Source organism: Stenotrophomonas sp. yr243 (assembly GCF_900184195.1).
GTDB classification, from domain to species: domain Bacteria; phylum Pseudomonadota; class Gammaproteobacteria; order Xanthomonadales; family Xanthomonadaceae; genus Stenotrophomonas; species Stenotrophomonas lactitubi.
The window spans coordinates 289,899-310,473 of sequence record NZ_FXWT01000002.1 but is presented as its reverse complement, the minus strand read 5'-3'; the positions used below and the strand labels follow the sequence as shown (position 1 = coordinate 310,473).

Sequence of the window (20,575 nt, the reverse complement as noted above, 5' to 3'; positions counted from 1 at the left end):
GACCAATCCGTCCGCAGTTGTGCGGGAGTTGTAAGCAACTGTAAGCGCGGCCTGCGCCGTTCAGCTGGCAGCCATTGGCCAGTGCATTTCCAGGCGCGCGCCACCGAGGGTCGCGCGTCCCACGCGAAGTTCGCCGTGGTGACGAACCGCGATGCGCCCGGCGATGGCCAGGCCCAGGCCGAAGCCGCCGGTATCGCGGCTGCGGCTGTCATCCAGGCGGGTGAACGGGCGCAGCACTTTCTCGCGATCGCCTTCGGCGATGCCGGGGCCATCGTCATCCACGCGCAGGCAGGCCTTGCCGGCCACGCTGACCAGTGACACCTCCACACGGGTGCGTGCATAACGCATCGCGTTGCCGACCAGGTTGCTCAGGGCCAGCTGCAGCAGCCGTGGCTCGGCATCCACGCGTGGCAGCGCACTGGGCCACACCTGCAGCACCAGGCCCGCGCGCTCGGCATCGCGCCGCGCGTCTTCCATGCAGGCCTGCAGCCAGTCGTTCGCTTCGATCCGCTGCATGGGCTCGGCGTCGTTGGGATGTTCCAGCCGCTCGTACGCCAGCAGCTCGCTGACCAACCGGTTGAGCTCGGCCAGATCGCCATGCAGGCCGGCAGCGAGGTGTGCCCGCCGCGCCGGATCGTTGCTGTCCTGCATCAGGTCCAGGCCGAAGGCCAGGCGTGCGATCGGCGTGCGCAGCTCATGGGAAATGGCGTGGGTAAGGTCGCGCTGCCGTTGCACCAGTTCGGCCACGCGCGCTGCCATGCGGTTGGAATGTTCGACGATGACCCGGATCTGCGAGCGCGGCGATACCTGCGCACGCGCCTGCAGGTCGCCGGCACCGATGCGGTCTGCATGACCCCGCAGTGCCTCCAGGTCGCGCCACAGCAGGCGTACCCAGGCATAGAGACAGGCGCCCACCAGCAGCAGGATGCACAGGTAGGCGGCAGCGGTCATGTACAGGGTCATCTGCACTTCGCCGGGAAAGCGCAGTTGCAGCCAGCGTCCGTCAGCAGCATCGATGGGCAGCAGCACCTGCTGGTAGCGCTCACGAACGATGAAGCCATCACCGCGCAGGGCACTGCGCTCTTCGTCATCCAGTGCCGGCGGTGCATCCAGCAGTGACAGTGCAATGCCGTAGTGCGGTTGCCATTGCGCCAGACGCTGCTGTTGCTGCGGGCGGTCCAGACCGGCCAGTCCGCTGCGCAGTGCATACACCTGGCCGCGCACCTGTTCGACGAAGACACGTTCCTGCAGGGGCGTGTAAATGCGGTCCAGCAGATGGTTGAGGCTGAACACCGACACCAGCAGGCAGGCACCGGTGACGAACCACAGCCACAGGAACAGGCGCTTCACGCCGACCAGGCCGACGGGTTGAACTGGTAGCCGCGGCCCCAGACGGTCTTGATCCGGCGAGGTTCGCGCGCGTCGTCGCCCAGCTTGCGGCGCAGCTTGCCGATGCAGACATCCACGCTACGGTCCAGGCCATCGAAGCCGATGCCGCGCGCCGCCTGCAGGATCTGGTCGCGCGAGAGGATCTGCCCGGGCTGGCTGGCCAGCAGCCAGAGGATTTCGAATTCGGTGGTACCCAGTTCCACCGGCTGCCCATGCAGGTGAACCTCGCGCTGCACGCGATCGATCAGCAGTTCGCCATGCATCAGCCGGCACGGTACGCCGGCAGGGCCGCTGCCATGGCGGCGGCGCAGCAGCGCGCGCAGGCGTGCCAGCAGCAGGCGCGGCTCGATCGGCTTGTGCACGTAGTCATCGGCGCCGGACTCCAGGCCCAGCACCTGTTCGATATCGTCCTCGCACGCCGTCAGCATCAGGATCGGCACGTCGGAAAAACTGCGGATCTGCCGGCACACATCAATGCCACCCAGGCCAGGCAGCATCAGGTCCAGCACCACCAGTTCCGGCGCGTGCTGGCGGCAGGCCGCGCTGGCCAGGTCGCCACGCGGCACGTGCTGCACGGCAAATCCGTGTTCGCGCAGGTAGTCGCTGACCAGCTCGGCCAGGCGGCGGTCGTCCTCGACCAGCAACACCTGGGTCGGGGTGCCGGCGGCGGGAGTCCACGGGGAGGGCTGCATCGGTAGGGCGTCCTTGTCCGGGGCAAAGGGCCCGGCGGCGAAGCCTAGCAACGGCCCATGACGTCTGCCTGAATCCCGGGCAACCTGATAACCACCGGTACTGGCGTCATCGCCAGGGGCTCTCAGTGGCGGTCGAACGCTGGCCTATGGTGGGCGTTTCCCCGGATGGAGCCTGGCGCAATGAGCGATCCGCAGTGGCAACTGGAAACCCTGGCCGTGCACGGCGGCTATCGTCCCGACCCGACCACCCGCGCGGTGGCGGTGCCGATCTACCAGACCGTGGCCTACGCATTCGATGACACCCAGCACGGGGCGGACCTGTTCGACTTGAAGGTGCCGGGCAACATCTATACGCGCATCATGAACCCCACCACCGACGTGCTGGAGCAACGCGTGGCGGCGCTGGAAGGGGGCATCGGCGCGTTGGCGCTGGCCTCGGGGCAGGCGGCGATCACCTATGCAATCCAGACCATCGCCGAGGCCGGTGACAACATCGTTGCCGCCAGCGCGCTGTATGGCGGCAGCCTCAACCTGCTGGCGCACACGCTGCCGCAGTACGGCATCCAGACGCGTTTTGCCGATCCGGCTGACCCATCTGCGTTCGCAGCCCTGATCGACGAGCGCACCAAGGCGGTGTTCGTTGAATCGATTGGCAACCCGCGCGGCAACGTCACCGACATCGCCGCCATCGCCGAGGTCGCGCATGCGGCGGGCGTGCCGCTGATCGTCGACAACACCGTGGCCACGCCGTTCCTGCTGCGCCCGTTCGAACATGGCGCCGACATCGTGGTGCACTCGCTGACCAAGTACCTTGGCGGCCACGGCACCAGTCTGGGCGGGGCGATCGTCGATTCGGGCCGTTTCGACTGGACGGCACAGCCGCAACGCTTCGCCCGCTTGAACCAGCCCGACCCGAGCTATCACGGCGTGGTCTACACCGAAGCGCTCGGCGCGGCGGCCTACATCGGCCGTGCGCGGGTGGTGCCGTTGCGCAATACCGGTGCAGCGTTGTCACCGTTCAATGCCTTCCTGATCCTGCAGGGCATCGAGACCCTGGCCCTGCGCATGGAGCGGATCAACGCCAATGCGCTGGCCGTAGCGGAGTACCTGCGCGCCCATCCGAAAGTGGCTTGGGTGCGCTATGCGGGATTGCCCGACGACCCCGAACACGCGGCGGCACAGCGCTATCTGGGCGGCCACGGCTCCGGCGTGCTGACCTTCGGCCTGCCCGGCGGGCGCGTTGCCGGCGCGCGTTTCCTTGATGCACTGAAGCTGTTCACCCGGCTGGTGAACCTGGGGGATGCGAAGTCGCTGGCCACCCATCCGGCGTCGACCACCCATCGCCAACTGGATGCGGCCGAGCTTGCCAGGGCCGGGGTCAGCGAGGACACCGTGCGCCTGTCGATCGGCATCGAGCACATCGGCGACCTGTGCGCTGACCTGGAGCAGGCGTTGGCCGACACCTGATAGCTGGCGGCTTGGTCGTCATCGCCATAGGCGATCACCAACGCGGCAGGAAAGCGCTACGGTAGAGACGCTCTCCAAGGGCGTGGCGATATCATCCCCGGCCGATGCGGGTCGGCCGGGGATTTTTTTAGGCGCAACCAACCCCGGCAGATCCACGCCATGCGTGGATGAATCTCAATCGAAATCGAATATTCCGACAGCGCATCGAAAAGCATCCACGCATGGCGTGGATCTACGTGTCGACCAAGGTCGACACCCACCAAGAGCAGGCCATGCCACCCCGCCATCCCACAGGAAGCCTGCTCTAGCTGTTGCTGTTGCTATTGAAGTTGCCGGCCAGCGGGCGGCACTACCGCGGGTGCAGGGCGCAGCCCTGCCGCACACCCCTCACACCACCGGAATGCTGTGCTGCCCGAGGCTGCGATACGGCGGGGTCGCCATCACCATTTCGGCCAGCGAGTAGGCCAGCTCGCGCTCGGCCATCACCGTGCCGTCGGCACCGTGTTCAAGCAGATGCTTCACTTCGGCATCGCTGTGCGCGCGCGCCAGCAGGGTCAGGTTGGGGTTGATCGCACGCAGCTTGGCCAGTGTCTCACCGGCTTCCAGCGGCTGCGGGATCGCCAGCACCGCGATCTTGGCGCGCTCGGGATGGGCCTCGGCCAGCACGCGATCCGATGCAGCGCTGCCGCGGATGCCGGGCAGGCCGGCCGCATGTGCTTCGGCCACGTGTTCCTTGTTGTCGTCGATGATCATCACCGGTACGCCGCGATCGCGCAGCACCTGTGCCAGCGCACTGCCGACGCGGCCGTAGCCGATGACGATGGCGTGGTCATGCAGGTCCAGCGACGGCCCGGGCGGCAGCTCGGTCTCCACCGCCTGGGGCGTGGTTTCCTGGTGCTTCAGCAGCCACCGGTCGAGCAGACCGAACACCAGTGGATTGAGCATGATCGAGATCAGCGCGCCGGCCAGCACCAGCGCCTGGCCGGTGGGCGGCAGGATCTTCAGGGTCACGCCGAGGCCGGCGATGATGAAGGCGAACTCGCCGATCTGCGCCAGGCTGGCCGAGATCGTCAGCGCAGTGCCGGTGGGATGGCCGAACGCGCGCACGATGAAGAACGCCGCCGCCGATTTGCCGAACATGATGATGCCGGCGGTGGCCAGCACCTGCCACGGGTGCTCGATCAGGATGCTGGGATTGAACAGCATGCCCACCGAGACGAAGAACAGCACCGCGAATGCATCGCGCAGCGGCAGCGAATCGCTGGCCGCCTTGTGGCTGAGTTCGGATTCATTGAGCAGCATGCCGGCGAAGAACGCGCCCAGCGCGAACGACACGCCGAACAGCATCGCCGAACCGAATGCCACGCCCAGCGCGATCGCCAGCACCGACAGGGTGAACAGTTCGCGCGAGCCGGTACCAGCGATGCGCTCCAGGATCCACGGAATGACCCGGCGGCCGACCACCAGCATCACCGCCACGAACAGGCCCAGCTGCACGAACGTCCAGCCGATGCTGGCCAGCACGCTGCCGATGGTGTGGTGTTCATTGGCCGCGTCGGGCCCGAACACGCCGGCCATCACCGGCATCATCACCAGTGCCAGCACACAGGCCAGGTCCTCGACGATCAGCCAGCCGACTGCGATTTTGCCGCGCTGGGTTTCCAGCAGGCGGCGCTCTTCCATTGCCCGCAGCAGCACCACGGTACTGGCCGTGGCCAGCGCGAAACCGAACACCACGCCATGGATGACCGGCCAGCCCATCAATGCCGCCAAGCCCCAGCCGAGCAGGGTAGCGACCAGGATCTGGCCGATGGCACCGGGAATGGCGATGGCCTTGACCGCCATCAGGTCCTTCAGCGAGAAGTGCAGGCCGACGCCGAACATCAGCAGCATCACACCCAGTTCGGCCAGCTGGTTGGCCAATGCCTGGTCGGCGACGAAGCCCGGAGTGAACGGGCCGACGCAGATGCCAGCAACCAGGTAACCGACCAGAGGAGACAAGCGCAGCTTGTTGGCCAGCGCGCCGAAGATGAAGGCGAGCCCGAGACCAACGGCAACGATGTTGATCAGGTCGGTGTCATGGTGCATCGGCTCTCGCAGGAAACAGGGGGGTACCCCGATTTTCACCGATACGGCCACATACGGCAAACCCAGTCAGCGTATCGCATCGTTGCGTGGACAGCTTGTACGGGCGGGGTATCAAGGCGTGGTGAGGGCCGGCAGTTCCTGACGGGCCTGACGGCGTCTACCTGTGGAGTGCTCCAGGCGTAGCGACGATCACACCATCTGCCGGCGCTGGATCTCTTCCAGGGCCGGCTCGGCCTGCTGCGGCGAAGCGGCCAACTGCCTGTCCAACTGGTGAATCTGCCGCAGCGACTCTGCAACGGGCTGCTGAAGTGCCGCTTCAATGTTGATGTGGGCACGCAGATGGCCCGGGTCATCCAAGGCTCCTTGGACGACAAAGATGTTCTCCGGCCGAGGGGACTGGCCCGTCGGCAAGCCCAGTACCACATGGTCTATCCGGTCCAGACCCTGTGTCCGGGCAAGCTGGGTGAGGCTGGCCGCCATGCGTTGGCTGGATTCATCGGATGCGCGACCCAGCGAAGCGTCCAGCGCGTGGACGCCCGCGAGGGCCTGCTGGTGTAGCGAGTTCGAGGCATCGCTCAGCGATGGAATGCTGGTTTCCGGCCGTTCGGCTGCCGGTTGCGGCTGCGAAGGACTGGTGGGCTGCAAACGCTCTGCCTTGCGAATGGACTCGATCAGCTCCCGCGGCGTATGGCGTATCGGTGAACATCAGTTCGCCTGCATCCAGGGACTGCCCAGTCACGTTGTTCACGGTACTGGTCGCCCACGATGCGCAGGTATTGCCATATGACCAGGTGACATTTTCGCCCAGGGCCTGGTCAAGTCGCTTGACCTGCTCGGGGGTCAATTCGTAAAAGCGTGAGGCCGAAGGTGTGGATCGGGCTTCCATGCCTTCGCGGATGTCCGAACGTGGGCCATTGTCCTCAACGCGCGGATGGTCGTCTGGCCACAGGCCATGGAACGTCGTCTGGCCGTTTCGAGTCACCGAGATCCAGGCGTGGCCGTCCACGAACTGATTGAACGACCCCTGCGTATTGGGGTCCACGTGACTGTGGATGCCGAGGACGACCTTGTCGCTCATGGCATGTCCCTATGGAAAAATCTGTGCTTCGCCATCGGCGAACACCATCACCACGCGCGGCGCCATCAAGGGGATTTCCTGACGGGCTGGGCCTGCAGGGCCGGGCTTTACGTCACGCCGCAGCATGGTTTTGCATTCGCCGGATATGGGGCAGCGATCAACAACGACCTTCATGGTGCCGCCCTCCACGACGTAGCTCATCCCAGCAGCGTAGTACATGCTCTCCATCGGCTCATTGAACTGCACCTGGGGCTTCGCTGCGGAGAGCTGGGTGACGACGACCGGCTCCAGGCTCGACTTGGAATAGCTGGGTTTCACGTGATCTCCTGAACACCCTGACAGGGAGGCTGCCAACGCAACCCACGCGAGCGCAGCGTGCACATGGCGGCGAGTGATGCAGGCTCTCGTCACGGAGCGGCTCCTTCGTTGATCCGGTGATTATGCACGGGACAACCTGAGACGCGCGTGCGGCGGGGCACAGTCTGGAAACCGGACGCATGAGCGGGCGCCGGCATGCGTTCACGACCACGCCCGCCGGGCGCAAAGCCGGCGGGCGTGTGGAACAGCCACCGGGCAGGGCCCGGCACGCCCGTTACCGCTTACCAGTTGTACTTGATCCGCCCGTACACGTACGCGCCATTGAAGCCGAACGGCGAGTAGTTGCTGTACGGCAGCATGCCGAAGGTCGAGTTCTGCAGATCTTCGGTGCGGTCCGGGTACTCGTTCAGCAGGTTGTCGGCACCCACCGTCAGCGTCCAGTTGGCACTCGGCTTGTAGCTGGCCGAAGCATCCAACACCCACTTGTCGCCGTAGGTCTGGTCACGCGCGGCAGTGGCCGAGTTGCGCACGGTGAACTTGCCGTAGCGGGTTGCCGCCAGGCCCAGTTCCCAGTGGTCCGAACGCCAGGTGCCGCTGAGGATGGTCTTGTCGTGCGGGTAGCTGTCTTCGATGCGGCCGATCTCATCGCGGCCGATCAGCGACTGGGTCAGGCCCAGCGTGCCGAACACCGCCGGCGTGCCGCCCACGCGCTGCACTTCGGTGTCGTTGTAGCTGTACGCCGCGGTCAGTTCCAGGCTGCTGGCGCTGAACGGCACGGTGTAGCTGGACACGAAGTCAACGCCGCGGGTGCGGGTGTCCAGACCATTGGTGAAGTACGAGAACGCGGTGACCTGCGGCAGGCCCAGCCCGGACAGCAGCGCACTGGAAGCGGCGTTGGTGGTGATGCTGGACGACAGCGCGATGCGGTTGTCGATGTCGATCTGGTACGCATCGACGGTGACGTACAGGCGGTCGATCGGCTGCAGCACCAGGCCCAGGCTGTAGGAGGTGGAGGTCTCGGCCTTCAGCGGCGAAGCGCCCAGCGCCTGTGCGGCCTGGCTGGTGGTCGGGAAGGTACCGCGTTCGACGAACACGCCGTTGGTGAACTGGCTGGTCACCGCCTGGTAGCCCTGCTGCGGCAGCGACGGTGCGCGGAAACCGCTGGAGGCGGTTGCCCGCAGCGCGACCTTGTCGGTGAACGCATAGCGCGCCGACAGCTTGCCGGAGAAGCGGTCGCCGAAGTCCGAGTAATCCTCGTAGCGGCCGGTGATGCCGGCCGAGAACTTGTCGGTCAGGTCCGCTTCCAGGCCCGCATAGACCGCGTAGTTGTGGCGGTCGGTGTGTACTTCGTTGGTCGGCGTGAAGCCTGCGAATCCCTGCGCGCCGGTGCCGGTGTAGGAGTTCAGTTCGCCCGGGTTCTGGTCCCACTTCTCGCGACGGTACTCACCGCCGAAGGACAGCGTGACCGGATAGGCCAGGCCCCAGTCCAGCGACTTGGTCAGGTCGGCGTTGAAGATGTCCTGCTGGTACTTCAGCGTGCCGTCGTAGAACGAACGCGGGCTGGTCGCGCCCAGGCTGTAGTTGATGCTGTTGCGGGTGTGGAAATCCAGGGTGTTCTCGCCGTGGTTCAGGCTCAGGTCCCAGGTCCAGCCGTTGTCGGTGTTGCCTTTGACGCCGGCCACCAGCGAGCGGTCCTTGGAGTACTGGTTGATCTGCGGCACGTAGCCGTCCGGGTAGGTCTGCGCCAGCAGCGCGCTCTGCCCACTGTGGTTGCGCGAACGGTAGAACGCGAACGAGGTGATGTCGCGGTTGCTGAGCAGCGCGCTCGCATAGCCGGTCACGTGGTCGCTGAAATCAAAGCTGGCGTTGACCGAGGCAGCGGTGGCGTCGACCTTCGGGTCGCCGACAATGAAGGTGGTCTGGCCAACGCTGGGGAAATTGCCGGTGTTCGGCGTTGTGCCGCGGTACGGGCCGGCGCGGTCGCTCTCATCCTGCTGGCTGATCTGGCCGGCCACGTGCACGCGGCCACGGCCGTTGCCGAATTCCACGCCGGTATCGCCGGACAGCTGGTACTTGTTGCCGTCGCCGGCCGAATACTGGCCGTAGTCGACGGCCAGGCTGCCGCCACTGCCGCTGCCCTTCAGCACGATGTTGATGACGCCAGCGATGGCATCCGAACCGTACTGTGCGGAGGCGCCGTCACGCAGCACCTCGACGCGCTCGATGGCGGCGATCGGGATCGCGTTGATGTCCACCGCCGACGAACCACGGCCGATGCTGCCGTTGACGTTGATCATCGCCGAGGTGTGGCGGCGCTTGCCGTTGACCAGCACCAGCACCTGGTCCGGCGACAGGCCGCGCAGCTGTGCCGGGCGCACACCGCTGGTGCCGTCGGTCAGTGCCGGGCGCGGGAAGTTCAGCGACGGCAGCGCGCGCGACAGCGCGGTGGCCAGCTCACCGGTACCGGTGGACTGCAGGATTTCGGGGGTGATGATGTCGATCGGCGACTGCGATTCGGCGACCGTGCGGTCGGCCACGCGGGTGCCGGTGACGATCACCGTATCCAGGGTATTGGCGGCGGTGCCGGCCTGCTGGGCGGCGGCAACGAACGGAGAGCCACCGAGTGCGACAGCGACGGCGGCGGCGATCAGGCTGGTCTTGCGGGTCATCGGGAGGGGGCTCCGGTTGGCGGGATGGCACCGGAATCGACATCACGAGGATGAGCGGACGACGGTTGTTGCGGTGCGCAATACAGGAATTAACGGGATATTCAGCGCCTGTCAAATGCCGGTCATCAGAAAAAACGTTGCAGCAGCAACCATTTAGCTGCGACAGGCAGTGACGGGGGAGGGGCCCGGGAGGCGCGCGGACAGGACGTGGGAGAGAGGAACGCCGCCCGCCGCGCATCCCGGGGCGCGTCAAGTATTCGTTAACGTTAGAATTGCGTCGCAGGAACAGTGCTTACCAGCACATTCCATTCGGTTATATGGACGCCTCCCCCCATGATTTCACTTCGTAATTTCGCCTTGCGCCGCGGCGAGCGGCTGCTGTTGTCCAATGTCGACCTGACTCTGCATGCCGGGTACCGGGTAGGCGTGGTCGGCCGCAACGGTGCTGGCAAGTCCAGCCTGTTCGCGGCGGTGAAGGGCGAGCTGGAGGCCGACAAGGGTGACGTCGACCTGCCGGGCAAGATCCGCATCGCCAGCGTCGCCCAGGAAACCCCGTCGCTGCCGGACCCGGCGCTGAGCTTCGTGCTGGGCGGTGACGTCGAGGTGGCAGCGGTGCTGGCCGCCGAGGCCGAAGCCACCTCCCGCGAGGACTGGGAAGCGGTGGCCGAGGCGCATACGCGCATGGCCGAACTGAACGCCTACGACGCCGAAGCGCGCGCCGGCAAGCTGCTGCATGGCCTGGGTTTCCCGGCCGAAACGCATCACCGCGCGGTGTCCTCTTTCTCCGGCGGCTGGCGCGTGCGCCTGAACCTGGCCCGCGCGCTGATGATGCCCAGCGACCTGCTGCTGCTCGACGAACCGACCAACCACCTGGATCTGGACGCGGTGTACTGGCTGGAACAGTGGCTGCTGAAGTATCCGGGCACCCTGCTGCTGATCTCGCATGACCGCGAGTTCCTCGACAACGTCGCCACCCACACCCTGCACCTGCACGGTGGCGGCGCCAAGCTATACCCGGGCGGCTACACCGATTTCGAGCGCCAGCGCGCCGAACAGCTGCGCCAGCAGCAGATCGCGCACGACAAGGAACAGGCCGAGCGCGCCCATCTGCAGAGCTTCATCGACCGCTTCAAGGCCCAGGCCAGCAAGGCCGCGCAGGCGCAGAGCCGGATGAAGCGACTGGCCAAGCTGGCCGGTACCGAGGCGGTGCGCGCCGAACGCGAGTTCCGCATCGAGTTTGCGCCGCCGGCCAAGCTGCCGTTCTCGCTGATCCGCCTGAACCACGTCGAGGCCGGCTACGGCAGCGACTCGGTGATCCTGCACAACGTGGGCTTCGGCCTGGAAGCGGGCCAGCGCATCGGCCTGCTGGGCCCCAACGGCGCCGGTAAAACAACGCTGGTGAAGACCCTGGTGGGCGAACTGGCACCGATCGCCGGCGAACGCGCCGCGCACCCGGACCTGCGCATCGGCTACTTCGCCCAGCACACGGTCGAGTCGCTGCATGAAGGCCAGTCGCCGATGGAGCACTTCCGCGACCTGGCCCCGGATGCACCGAACCAGTCGTTCCGCGACTTCCTCGGCAAGTGGAATTTCCCGGGCGACCGTGCCTTCGAACCGGTGGACGGCTTCTCCGGCGGCGAGCGCGCACGCCTGGCGCTGGCGTTGATCGCTTGGCAGCAGCCGAACGTGCTGCTGCTGGACGAACCGACCAACCACCTTGACCTGGAAATGCGCGAAGCACTGGCTGAAGCACTGGCCGATTTCGACGGCGCGATCGTGATGGTTTCGCATGATCGCCATCTGATCGGTCTGGTCTGCGACACCTTCTGGCGCGTGGCCGATGGCGTGGTCGAACCGTTCGACGGTGACCTCGATGCATATGCCGCCTGGCTGCGCACGCGTCCGCAGGCGCAGGGCACCAAGGTGCGCATGGAGCAGGTGGAGGAACCGGTGGTGGTCAAGACCGCACCGGTCGCGCAGATGGTGCAGAAGAAGCCGGTCAACCCGCACAAGCTGGCCAGTGCCGAAGCCAAGGTCGCCGAGCTGGAAGGTGTGCTGGCCGAACTGGATCGGCAGCTTGCCGACTCGAGCAACTACGCCGATGCCACGCGCATGGCCGTGCTCGGTCGCGACCGCGAAGCTACCGCCGCGCAGCTGGAAAAGGCCGAAGCGGCCTGGATGGAACTGCTGGAATCCTGATTCCATCGATAGCGCCGGGCCATGCCCGGCGGCTTTTCCCATCCGCGGGGCTCGCCGGGCATGGCCCGGCGCTACCCGCGGCGCGCGTGTTTCATCCCTCCACCTGCAACCACTCGCGGAAGCGCCTGGCTGGCTCACGTTCGGCACGTGAGCGCAGCCGGGTCAGCCAGTAGCGGCCCAGTTCCAGCGTGGTGGCAAACGGTTGCAGCAGCCGGCCCTCGGCCAGGTCCGCCTCGAACATGCGCAGCGGCAGCAACGCCACGCCGGCGCCACCAGCGGCAGCCACGGCCAGCGTCAACGACGAATCGAACACTGGCCCGCGTGCTTCCACGCCGTTGACCCCGGCTATCTGCAGCCACCGTGGCCATTCGTCGCTGCGGTACGAACGCAGCAGCGGTAAGGTCGCCAGGTCGCGCGGATGCTTCAGCCGCCGCGCCAGTGCCGGCGCGCACAGCGGCGCGAACGGCGCGTCCAGGATTGCCGTGCAGGTCTGCCCCTGCCAGTCGCCATCGCCGAAACGGATCGCCAGGTCCAGGCCTTCACCGGCCAGGTCGATGCGGTTGTTGTGGGTCTGCAGCCGCAGCTCGATATCCGGGTGCGCGGCGTCGAACGCGGCCAGCCGCGGCAGCAGCCAGCCAGTGGCAAACGTACCGACCACGCCGATCGTCAGCACTTCCCGTGCCGGGCCGCCGGTGTAGCGGGCGATGCTGGCTGAAATGCGTTCGAAGGATTCATTGAGCACCGGGTACAGCGCTGCTCCTTCCTCGGTCAACGCCACGCCGCGGGGCAGGCGATGGAACAGGCGGACGCCCAGACGGTCTTCCAGCCCGCGTATCTGGTGGCTCAGCGCGGCCTGGCTGACGCACAGCTCAAGCGCCGCGCGGGTGAAGTTCTGGTGCCGGGCAGCGGCTTCGAAGGCGCGCAGCGCATTCAGCGAAAGGGTGGGGTGAAGCATGGGGACGTGTGAGGCAGGATGATGGCTGATGGTAGCGCCTTGTCATGGATGTTGGATAAATAAAGGGTTGAACGCGTCATGCATGAATTTATCTCATGCCTGGCGCTGAAAAAACGCGCTGGTCGCCTCTGCCCATTCTTTCAATAATCGGGACAGCTTCCACGAGGATTCCGCATGCTTGCCCGTCGTCGATTCCTGCAGTTCAGTAGTGCCGCAGTCGCGTCCACCCTTGCGTTGCCGCTGCTGGCCCGGGCTGCCCCCGCCAACGTGCCCGCCACGCCGGTTCCGGTCGATGCCGCCATCGCCGCCGCCAGCGATTTCGCCGCGCTGGAAAAGGCGTGCAGCGGTCGACTCGGCGTGACCCTGCTCGACACCGGCAGTGGTCGCCGCCTCGGCCATCGCCAGGACGAGCGCTTCCCGCTCTGCAGCACCTTCAAGAGCGTGCTGGCTGCCACGGTGCTCAAGCAGGCTGAGCGCGATCCGGCACTGCTGGACCGGCGCCTGCCGGTGCGGGCCACGGACATCCTCGAGCACGCGCCGGTCACCCGCCGTCACGTCGGCAAGGACCTGGCCGTGCGCGACCTGTGCCGGGCGACGCTGATCACCAGCGACAACATCGCCGCCAATCTGTTGTTCGCAGCGATCGGTGGGCCGCCGGCAGTGACCGCGTTCCTGCGCGCCAGCGGCGACACGATCACCCGCAGCGATCGTCTGGAGCCGGAACTGAACAGCTTCGCCATCGACGATCCACGCGACACCACCACCCCGGCGGCCATCGCTGCGACGCTGCAGCGGCTGGTGCTGGGCGATGCACTCAAGCCGGCCTCACGCCAGCAGTTGGCCGACTGGCTGATCGACAACGAAACCGGCGATGCCTGCCTTCGTGCAGGCCTGGGCAAGCGCTGGCGGGTGGGCGACAAGACCGGCAGCAATGGTGAAGACGCCCGCAACGACATCGCCGTGTTGTGGCCAGTGCAAGGTGGTTCGCCCTGGATCGTTACGGCCTATCTGCAGGCGGGCGCGATCAGCTTCGAACAGCGCGCGGCGGTGCTTGCGCAGGTCGGGCGCATCGCCGATGGGCTGATCGCCTGACCGCAGCGGCTGTGCATGGATGTCGCAGGGCAGGGGCTGATTTTCAGCAATGTTCTACTTGTCCCGCCGCGCGCAGGCGTGCATCCTGCGCGCCTTCGATCCACATGGAAGTCGCCGATGAGTCATGAACTGGTCTACCTGCTGCTGATCTTCGCGCTGCTGGTGATCCCGCGCGCGCTGCAGCGGTTCAGCCTGCCCGCGCCCCTGACCTGCCTGCTGTTCGGCATCATCGGCATGCTCTGGCTGGGCGACCAGGCGCACGACGCGGTCATCGGACTGCTGGCCACGTTGGGCATCTCTTCGTTGTTCCTGTTCGCCGGTCTGGAAGTGGACCTGCAGGCCCTGCGCCGCGGCATGTGGCCGCTGCTGACGCATCTGGTCATCCGCAGTGCGACCCTGTTCGGCGTCGGCTGGCTCGCCTGGCGTTATGCCGGTCTGCCATGGCAGGCAGCGGGGCTGCTGGCGCTGGCGCTGCTGACCCCATCCACCGGTTTCATCATGGATTCGCTGTCGCGGCTGGGGCTGAGCGAGGACGAACGGTTCTGGGTCACCAGCAAGGCCATCGCCGGTGAACTGCTGGCCCTGGCGGCGTTGTTCATCGTGCTGCAGGCCGGCGATCCGGCGCACATGGCGCTGTCCAGCACGGCGCTGCTGGCGATGATGATCGGCCTGCCGCTGGTGTTCATCGCGCTCGGTCGCTGGGTTGCGCCGCATGCACCGGGTTCGGAGTTCTCGCTGCTGGTGATGGTCGGCATGGTGGCCGCCTACATCACCTATCTGCTGGGCGTGTACTACCTGGTGGGTGCGTTCATCGCTGGCCTGGTCGCACGCCTGCTGCACCAGCGCATGCCGCTGCTGGCCTCGCACGAAAACCTGCATGCGCTGCGTCTGTTCGCCTCGTTCTTCGTGCCGTTCTACTTCTTCAACGCCGGCACCAAGGTGCCCAGCGAAGCTTTGAGTTGGGAAGCACTGGGCCTGGGCATCGTCATCACCCTGGTGGTGCTGCCGCTGCGCATCGCGGTGGTCTGGCTGCAGCGCCGCGTGATGTTCGGCGAGAGCTTCCGCAGCAGCCTGCGTGTGTCGCTGGCGCTGGCACCAACGTTGATCTTCACCCTGGTGCTGGCCGCGATCATGCGCGATCGCTTCCAGATTCCGGCGGTGCTGTTCGGCGCGTTGCTGCTGTACGCCGCATTGACCACGCTGCTGCCCTCGCTGGTGTTCCGCACGCCGTTCGATGTCGACCCGGTCGAGCAGGAGCCGGCAGGGCAGGGCGAAGATGCGCCGGTGGCGGCGACGGAAGTGGTTGCCGCCGCTCCTGCAGCCGAGCGCTGAGGCAGATCCAGGGAGTGCGGTTTGCGCGCATCGGCCGTGGCCGTTAGGGTTGGGGCATGAAACCGATCGCCGCTGTTGCTTCCGCCATCGCCCTGCTCGGCCTCGCCGCCTGCTCGCAGCCATCGCATACGGTCAACCACGATCTGGCGACCGCACCGGCCGACGCCTTCATGGCCGCCATCGCAGCCCATTGCGGCCAGGCCTACGAGGGCAAGGTGGTGGAAGACACGCCGGCGCCCACCGGCAAAGACCCCTTTGCCGGGCAGAAGCTGGTGATGCATGTGCGTGGCTGTGCCGACCCGGGGCATGAGCTGCGCATCCCGTTCCACGTGGGCGATGACCATTCGCGCACCTGGGTATTGACCCGCACCGAGCACGGCGTGCGCCTGAAGCACGACCACCGCCATGCCGATGGCAGCCCCGATGCGATCACCCTGTACGGCGGCGACAGCACGCCGCCGGGTACCGCCGAACGCCAGCAGTTCCCCGCCGATGGCGAATCGGTGGCGATGTTCCGTCGTGCCGACATGCTGGCTTCAACCCACAACACCTGGGCGATGGAGATCGAGCCGGACCAGCGCTTCGTCTACGAGCTGACCCGTCCGGAGGGCCGTCGATTCCGGGTCCAGTTCGACCTCAGCAAGCCGGTCGCACTGCCCCCCGCCCCCTGGGGCGATCAGGCTTCGCCGGCACCCTGATTGCGGGGTCGGATCCCTCCTGTGGAGGGCTCCGACCCCAGCATTGCACGCATCCAATGGGCAGAGCCCTGGCCGTCGGCCAGGGATCCGATCCTGCCCTCAACGCGTGCCGAAGCGTGCCCGGCAGCCATTGCTGACCCACACGTTGCCGCGCGAGTAACCCCAGGTCCGGCCTTCCTGGCAGGCACTGCCGGACAGCTGCTGCTGCAGCACCGGCCGGCCTTGGCGTTCATCCCAGTTGCAGCTCTGCTGGCGGTTGTTGTTGCTGCTGCAGGTGACGGTGTAGTTGCTGTTGCCGCCGCCCCAACCGCCGCCATTGCCCCCACCATTGCCGCCGCCCCAGCCACCGCGGGCCTCGGCAAACTCGGCGCGGCAGCCGCGGTTGACCCAGATCGCGCCATTGCGCACGCCCCAGTTCTGGCCTTCCACGCATTGGGTGCCGGATATCTGCCGGACCACGCGCGCGTTGCGCCAGCCGACCGGGCAGCTGCGTTCGCGGTTGTCCTGGCTTTCGCAGCGGACGGTGCCGCCGTTGCCGTTGCCGTTGCCGCCGCCCCAACCGCCACCGTTGCCGCCACCCCAGCCGCCCCGGCCCTGGGTGAACTCGGCGCGGCAGCCGTTGTTGACCCAGATGCTGCCATTGCGGGTGCCCCACGTGCGGCCCTCCACGCATGCCGAGCCGGACAGTTGGCGGACCAGCTGGGCGTCGCGCCAGCCGGTGTTGCAGACACGTTCGCGGTTGTTCTGGCTTTCGCAGCGGACCACCCCGTTCTGCGCGGCGGCAGGGGCGGAGGGCAGGGCGAGCGCGGTAAAGGTACCGAGGATCACGGCCAGGCTGGCCAGGGACTGCGGTTTCATGGCGACATCCCCATACGGGAGTAGGTGCGCGACTATAAGGACCGGGGCGATCAAGCCCGCGTGACCGTCTGCATTTGCCCCGGCCGGGGCCTCGGCCGCAGAATAAGAGGCTTTCCGGCCCCCATCAGGCGCCGGCGTTCTCCAGCGGAGCTTTCCCCCCATGCGTACCCACTTCTGCGGCCTGGTCGATGAGACCCTGATTGGCCAGACTGTCACCCTCGCCGGCTGGACCGACGTGGCCCGTAACCAGGGCGGCGTCTGCTTCATCGATCTCCGCGATCATGAAGGCATCGTGCAGGTAACGGTGGAGCTCGACAACGCCGAAGTGTTTGCCGTGGCCGCCAGCCTGGGCTATGAGGACGTGCTGCAGGTGGAAGGCGTGGTCCGCGCCCGCCACGCGGTCAACGACAAGCTGCGCACGGGCAAGGTGGAGGTGATCGCCACCGCCATCACCGTGCTGAACAAGGCCGCGCCGCTGCCGTTCCACGCGCACGAGAACCCGGGCGAAGAAACCCGCCTGAAGTACCGCTACCTGGACCTGCGCCGTCCGGAAATGCAGCGCATGCAGCGCACCCGCATCAAGTTGGTGCAGGCCCTGCGCCGCCACCTGGACGAAAAGGGCTTCCAGGACATCGAAACCCCGATCCTGACCAAGGCCACCCCGGAAGGCGCGCGCGACTTCCTGGTGCCGGCGCGCATGCACCCGGGCGAGTTCTACGCCCTGCCGCAGAGCCCGCAGCTGTTCAAGCAGATCCTGATGGTGGCCGGCTTCGACCGCTACTACCAGATCGCGCGCTGCTTCCGCGACGAGGCCCTGCGTGCCGACCGCCAGCTGGAATTCACCCAGCTGGACATGGAGTTCGCCTTCGTCCGCGAGCGCGACGTGCAGGACTTCGTCGAAGACATGATCCGCGGCATCTTCAAGGAAGTGGTCGACGTCGAGCTGGAGGCCAGCTTCCCGCGCATGACCTGGGCCGAAGCGATGCGTCGCTATGGTTCGGACAAGCCGGACCTGCGCATCGCGCTGGAACTGGTGGACGTGGCCGAGCTGGTCAAGACCAGCGAATTCCCGGTGTTCACCGCCGCTGCCAACGATGCCGATGGCCGCGTCGCCGCGCTGCGCATCCCGGGTGGTGCCAGCCTGTCCCGCAAGCAGATCGATGAGTACGCCGCGCACGCCGCCAAGTACGGTGCGAAGGGCTTGGCCTACATCAAGGTGGGCGAGAACGGTGAAATCAGCTCGCCGATCCAGAAGTTCTTCAGCGAAGAAGGCTTCGCTGCGCTGGTCGCCCACGTCGGCGCCGGCAACGGCGACATCGTGTTCTTCGGTGCCGGCGGCTACAACAAGGTGTCCGACTTCATGGGCGCGCTGCGCCTGAAGGCCGGCAAGGACTTCGGTCTGGTCGCCGACAGCTGGGCGCCGCTGTGGGTCACCGACTTCCCGATGTTCGAGTGGGACGAGGAAGCGCAGCGCTACGTCGCCCTGCATCACCCCTTCACCGCGCCGGCCGTGGACGACATCGCCGATCTGCGCGCGCACGCCAAGACGGCCGTTTCGCGCGGCTACGACATGGTGCTCAACGGCAATGAAATCGGCGGCGGTTCGATCCGTATCCACCGCCCCGACATGCAGAGCGCGGTGTTCGAGCTGCTCGGCATCGGTGCCGAAGAGGCCCGTGCCAAGTTCGGCTTCCTGCTCGACGCGCTGAACTACGGCGCGCCGCCGCACGGTGGCATCGCCTTCGGTATCGACCGTATCGCCGCGCTGATGGCCGGCACCGAGTCGATCCGCGACGTCATCCCGTTCCCGAAGACCACCGGTGCGCAGGATCTGATGACTGACGCGCCGTCGCCGATCGTCGACGAGCAGCTGGCCGAAGTGCACATCCAGGTTCGCCCCAAGAAAAACTGATCAGGAGATCCAGGCAATGACCGAGTTTGCGTTTTCGCTGGAGTGGGAAAAGCTGGGCAATGAAGGCTCCGAGGCCAACCTGGTCACCGAGCGTGCACGTGTCTTCGGTGGTTGGCTGGTCCGCGTCGGTACCAACCCGTCGGCCATGGCCCTGACCTTCGTCGCCGACGGCGAAGGTCGCTGGGACGGTGAAGACTTCGGCGTCGAGGATTACGAAGACGACGAAGAGGAAGAGGAAGAGGAAGAGTACGACGAGGACGAGGACGGCGAAGAAGAGGAAGAAGGCGAGGAAGAAGAGGACGACGAGGAATACGAAGAAGAGGAAGAGGAAGAAGACGAAAAGGAACCGGCGGAGCGGGCTTGACCCGAACCGTTGTCCTGGCGTCAACTCGACCCATGTATTCGATCCGCCGCGCTACTGTGGACGACGCGCCGACCCTGTCGGCGCTGGCTGCGCGCACGTTCACCGAAACCTTCGGACATCTGTATCCGCCGCAGGACCTGCAGGACTTCATCGACGCGTCCTACACGGTCGAGCGCCAGCGCACGATCCTGGCCCACCCCGATTACGCGGTGTGGCTGCTGGAGCTGGACGGGGAGGCGGTCGGCCATGCCGCCGCCGGCCCCTGTGGGCTGCCGCATCCGGACGTGAAGCCCGGTGACGGCGAACTCAAGCGCCTGTACCTGGTCAAGACGCAGCAGAGCTGCGGCTGGGGCAGCCGCCTGCTGGAAACCGCGCTGACCTGGCTGGAACGCGACGGCCCGCGCACGCTGTGGCTGGGTGTGTGGTCGGAAAACTTCGGGGCCCAGCGCTTCTACGCCCGCTATGGTTTCGAAAAGGCCGGCGAGTATCTGTTCCCGGTGGGCGATACCAATGATCTTGAGTTCATCCTGCGCCGTCTGCCGCATCCGGCCTGAAGTCGTTCACCGCCGCTTGCCCCTGGCTTCTGTTCAATCACCGTAGTTCCGCCCCGCTGACCGCCAGGCTGTTGCACATGACTCCCCCCGTTCTGTTGTTGCATGGCATCTGGAATGCCCGTGCCTGGGTCGGGCCACTGGCCTGGCGCCTGCGCGCGCGTGGCTTCCAGGTCCATACCTTTGGCTACTCGTCCGTATTCGGCGGCCCCGATGTGGCCGTGCCGCAGTTGCTGGAGCGGCTGGCAGACGCAGGCCCACTGTCGCTGGTCGGGCACAGCCTGGGTGGCCTGCTGGCGCTGGAAGCCCTGCGCCGGCAGCCGCAGCTGCCCGTGCAGCGCGTGGTCTGCCTGGGTTCGCCGCTGCGTGGCAGTGGCACCGCACGCTCGTTGTCCGAACATGGCTGGGGCCTGGCCTTGGGCCGCAGCAGCGAACTGCTGCTGGATGGGTTGCCGGACTGGCAGGGCAAGGCTGCAGTCGGCCTGATCGCCGGCTCGGTGCCGCATGGCCTGGGCAGCCTGCTCGGCGCGCTGGATGACGATTCCGACGGCACCGTGGCGCTGGCCGAGACCCGCCTGCCGGGCCTGTCCGACCACTGCGTGGTGCGCACCAGCCACAGCGGTCTGGTGGTGTCGCCCGATGCCGCGCGGCAGACCGCGCATTTCCTTCGCCATGGCCAGTTCGACCATGGCCGGGACGCCGCCGCAGCGTAAGACGGTTCGCCGGGCATGGCCCGGCGCTACCGGCCTGCCTGGGTGGGCGCGAACCGCCCTGCCCTGGTGGGGACGAACCGTCCTGCCTTGGTGGGTGCGAACCGTTGGTTCGCACGCTCTTCGCCGTGCCATGCCCGGCGGCACTAGATCCACGCCATGCGTGGATGGCCTTTCCGTGTATCCCACCGGCCTCGACACGG

The 20,575-nt window shown here is 66.6% G+C and carries 18 protein-coding genes; 9 read left to right on the top strand and 9 right to left on the bottom strand.

Annotation, left to right across the window (positions count from 1 at the left end):
• Positions 1-60: 60 nt before the first annotated feature.
• Both QOL57_RS08170 and QOL57_RS08165 read right to left on the bottom strand, forming a co-directional pair.
• Positions 61-1,350: an ATP-binding protein gene (locus tag QOL57_RS08170; RefSeq protein ID WP_089236581.1), complete on the bottom strand. Its 1,290-nt coding sequence runs from the start codon at positions 1,348-1,350 to the stop codon at positions 61-63.
• A complete protein-coding gene (locus QOL57_RS08165) occupies positions 1,347-2,081 on the bottom strand; it encodes a response regulator transcription factor (RefSeq protein WP_089236580.1) in 735 nt (244 codons plus the stop codon). The genes QOL57_RS08170 and QOL57_RS08165 overlap by 4 nt, the downstream gene beginning before the upstream one ends.
• 180 nt (positions 2,082-2,261) lie before the next feature.
• Between QOL57_RS08165 and QOL57_RS08160 the strand changes: the two genes are divergently transcribed.
• Positions 2,262-3,548 (top strand): aminotransferase class V-fold PLP-dependent enzyme, encoded by a 1,287-nt coding sequence (locus tag QOL57_RS08160; protein ID WP_089236579.1) that lies wholly within the window; start codon positions 2,262-2,264, stop codon positions 3,546-3,548.
• Positions 3,549-3,935: 387 nt separating this feature from the next.
• Here the strand turns inward: QOL57_RS08160 and ybaL are convergent, their stop codons facing one another.
• From ybaL to QOL57_RS08135, 5 genes are all read right to left on the bottom strand, one after another.
• The gene (ybaL, locus tag QOL57_RS08155) at positions 3,936-5,636 is read right to left on the bottom strand and encodes a YbaL family putative K(+) efflux transporter (protein WP_089236578.1); all 1,701 of its coding nucleotides are present in this window, start codon (positions 5,634-5,636) and stop codon (positions 3,936-3,938) included.
• Between the two features lie 189 nt (positions 5,637-5,825).
• Positions 5,826-6,149: an XVIPCD domain-containing protein gene (locus QOL57_RS08150; RefSeq protein WP_342351552.1), complete on the bottom strand. Its 324-nt coding sequence runs from the start codon at positions 6,147-6,149 to the stop codon at positions 5,826-5,828.
• Positions 6,130-6,714, bottom strand: a complete 585-nt coding sequence (locus QOL57_RS08145) for a hypothetical protein (protein WP_141134217.1) — start codon at positions 6,712-6,714, stop codon at positions 6,130-6,132. Before QOL57_RS08145 ends, QOL57_RS08150 begins: the two co-directional genes overlap by 20 nt.
• A 9-nt stretch (positions 6,715-6,723) precedes the next feature.
• Positions 6,724-7,032 carry a hypothetical protein gene (locus QOL57_RS08140; RefSeq protein WP_089236576.1) on the bottom strand — a complete coding sequence of 103 codons (309 nt, stop codon included), beginning with the start codon at positions 7,030-7,032 and terminating at the stop codon, positions 6,724-6,726.
• Positions 7,033-7,313: 281 nt separating this feature from the next.
• Positions 7,314-9,701, bottom strand: coding sequence for a TonB-dependent receptor (locus tag QOL57_RS08135; protein WP_089236575.1), 2,388 nt, complete (start codon positions 9,699-9,701; stop codon positions 7,314-7,316).
• Positions 9,702-10,034: 333 nt separating this feature from the next.
• On the opposite strand from QOL57_RS08135, the gene QOL57_RS08130 reads away from it, so the two are divergent.
• Positions 10,035-11,900, top strand: coding sequence for an ABC-F family ATP-binding cassette domain-containing protein (locus QOL57_RS08130; RefSeq protein WP_089236574.1), 1,866 nt, complete (start codon positions 10,035-10,037; stop codon positions 11,898-11,900).
• Positions 11,901-11,991: 91 nt separating this feature from the next.
• Here the strand turns inward: QOL57_RS08130 and ampR are convergent, their stop codons facing one another.
• Positions 11,992-12,855 carry a LysR family transcriptional regulator AmpR gene (ampR, locus tag QOL57_RS08125; protein ID WP_089236573.1) on the bottom strand — a complete coding sequence of 288 codons (864 nt, stop codon included), beginning with the start codon at positions 12,853-12,855 and terminating at the stop codon, positions 11,992-11,994.
• 174 nt (positions 12,856-13,029) lie between these two features.
• Between ampR and blaL2 the strand changes: the two genes are divergently transcribed.
• From blaL2 to QOL57_RS08110, 3 genes are all read left to right on the top strand, one after another.
• Positions 13,030-13,947 carry a L2 family extended-spectrum class A beta-lactamase gene (gene blaL2, locus QOL57_RS08120; RefSeq protein ID WP_089236572.1) on the top strand — a complete coding sequence of 306 codons (918 nt, stop codon included), beginning with the start codon at positions 13,030-13,032 and terminating at the stop codon, positions 13,945-13,947.
• A 117-nt stretch (positions 13,948-14,064) separates the two neighbouring features.
• Entirely contained in the window at positions 14,065-15,279 is a 1,215-nt protein-coding gene (locus tag QOL57_RS08115; RefSeq protein ID WP_089236571.1) for a cation:proton antiporter, read from the top strand.
• A gap of 56 nt (positions 15,280-15,335) precedes the next feature.
• Entirely contained in the window at positions 15,336-15,977 is a 642-nt protein-coding gene (locus tag QOL57_RS08110; RefSeq protein WP_089236570.1) for a hypothetical protein, read from the top strand.
• Between the two features lie 99 nt (positions 15,978-16,076).
• Here the strand turns inward: QOL57_RS08110 and QOL57_RS08105 are convergent, their stop codons facing one another.
• Positions 16,077-16,835 (bottom strand): DUF3011 domain-containing protein, encoded by a 759-nt coding sequence (locus QOL57_RS08105; RefSeq protein ID WP_089236569.1) that lies wholly within the window; start codon positions 16,833-16,835, stop codon positions 16,077-16,079.
• Between the two features lie 160 nt (positions 16,836-16,995).
• On the opposite strand from QOL57_RS08105, the gene aspS reads away from it, so the two are divergent.
• The 4 genes from aspS to QOL57_RS08085 all read left to right on the top strand — a co-directional run bounded on the left by aspS (position 16,996) and on the right by QOL57_RS08085 (position 20,375).
• Positions 16,996-18,747, top strand: coding sequence for an aspartate--tRNA ligase (gene aspS, locus QOL57_RS08100; protein ID WP_089236568.1), 1,752 nt, complete (start codon positions 16,996-16,998; stop codon positions 18,745-18,747).
• A 16-nt stretch (positions 18,748-18,763) separates the two neighbouring features.
• On the top strand, positions 18,764-19,111 hold the full coding sequence (locus QOL57_RS08095) for a DNA primase (RefSeq protein WP_089236567.1): 348 nt from the start codon (positions 18,764-18,766) through the stop codon (positions 19,109-19,111).
• A gap of 32 nt (positions 19,112-19,143) precedes the next feature.
• Complete coding sequence (locus tag QOL57_RS08090; RefSeq protein ID WP_089236566.1) at positions 19,144-19,665, top strand: GNAT family N-acetyltransferase; 522 nt, start codon at positions 19,144-19,146, stop codon at positions 19,663-19,665.
• Between the two features lie 77 nt (positions 19,666-19,742).
• A complete protein-coding gene (locus tag QOL57_RS08085) occupies positions 19,743-20,375 on the top strand; it encodes an alpha/beta fold hydrolase (protein ID WP_089236565.1) in 633 nt (210 codons plus the stop codon).
• The last annotated feature ends 200 nt before the right edge of the window (positions 20,376-20,575 follow it).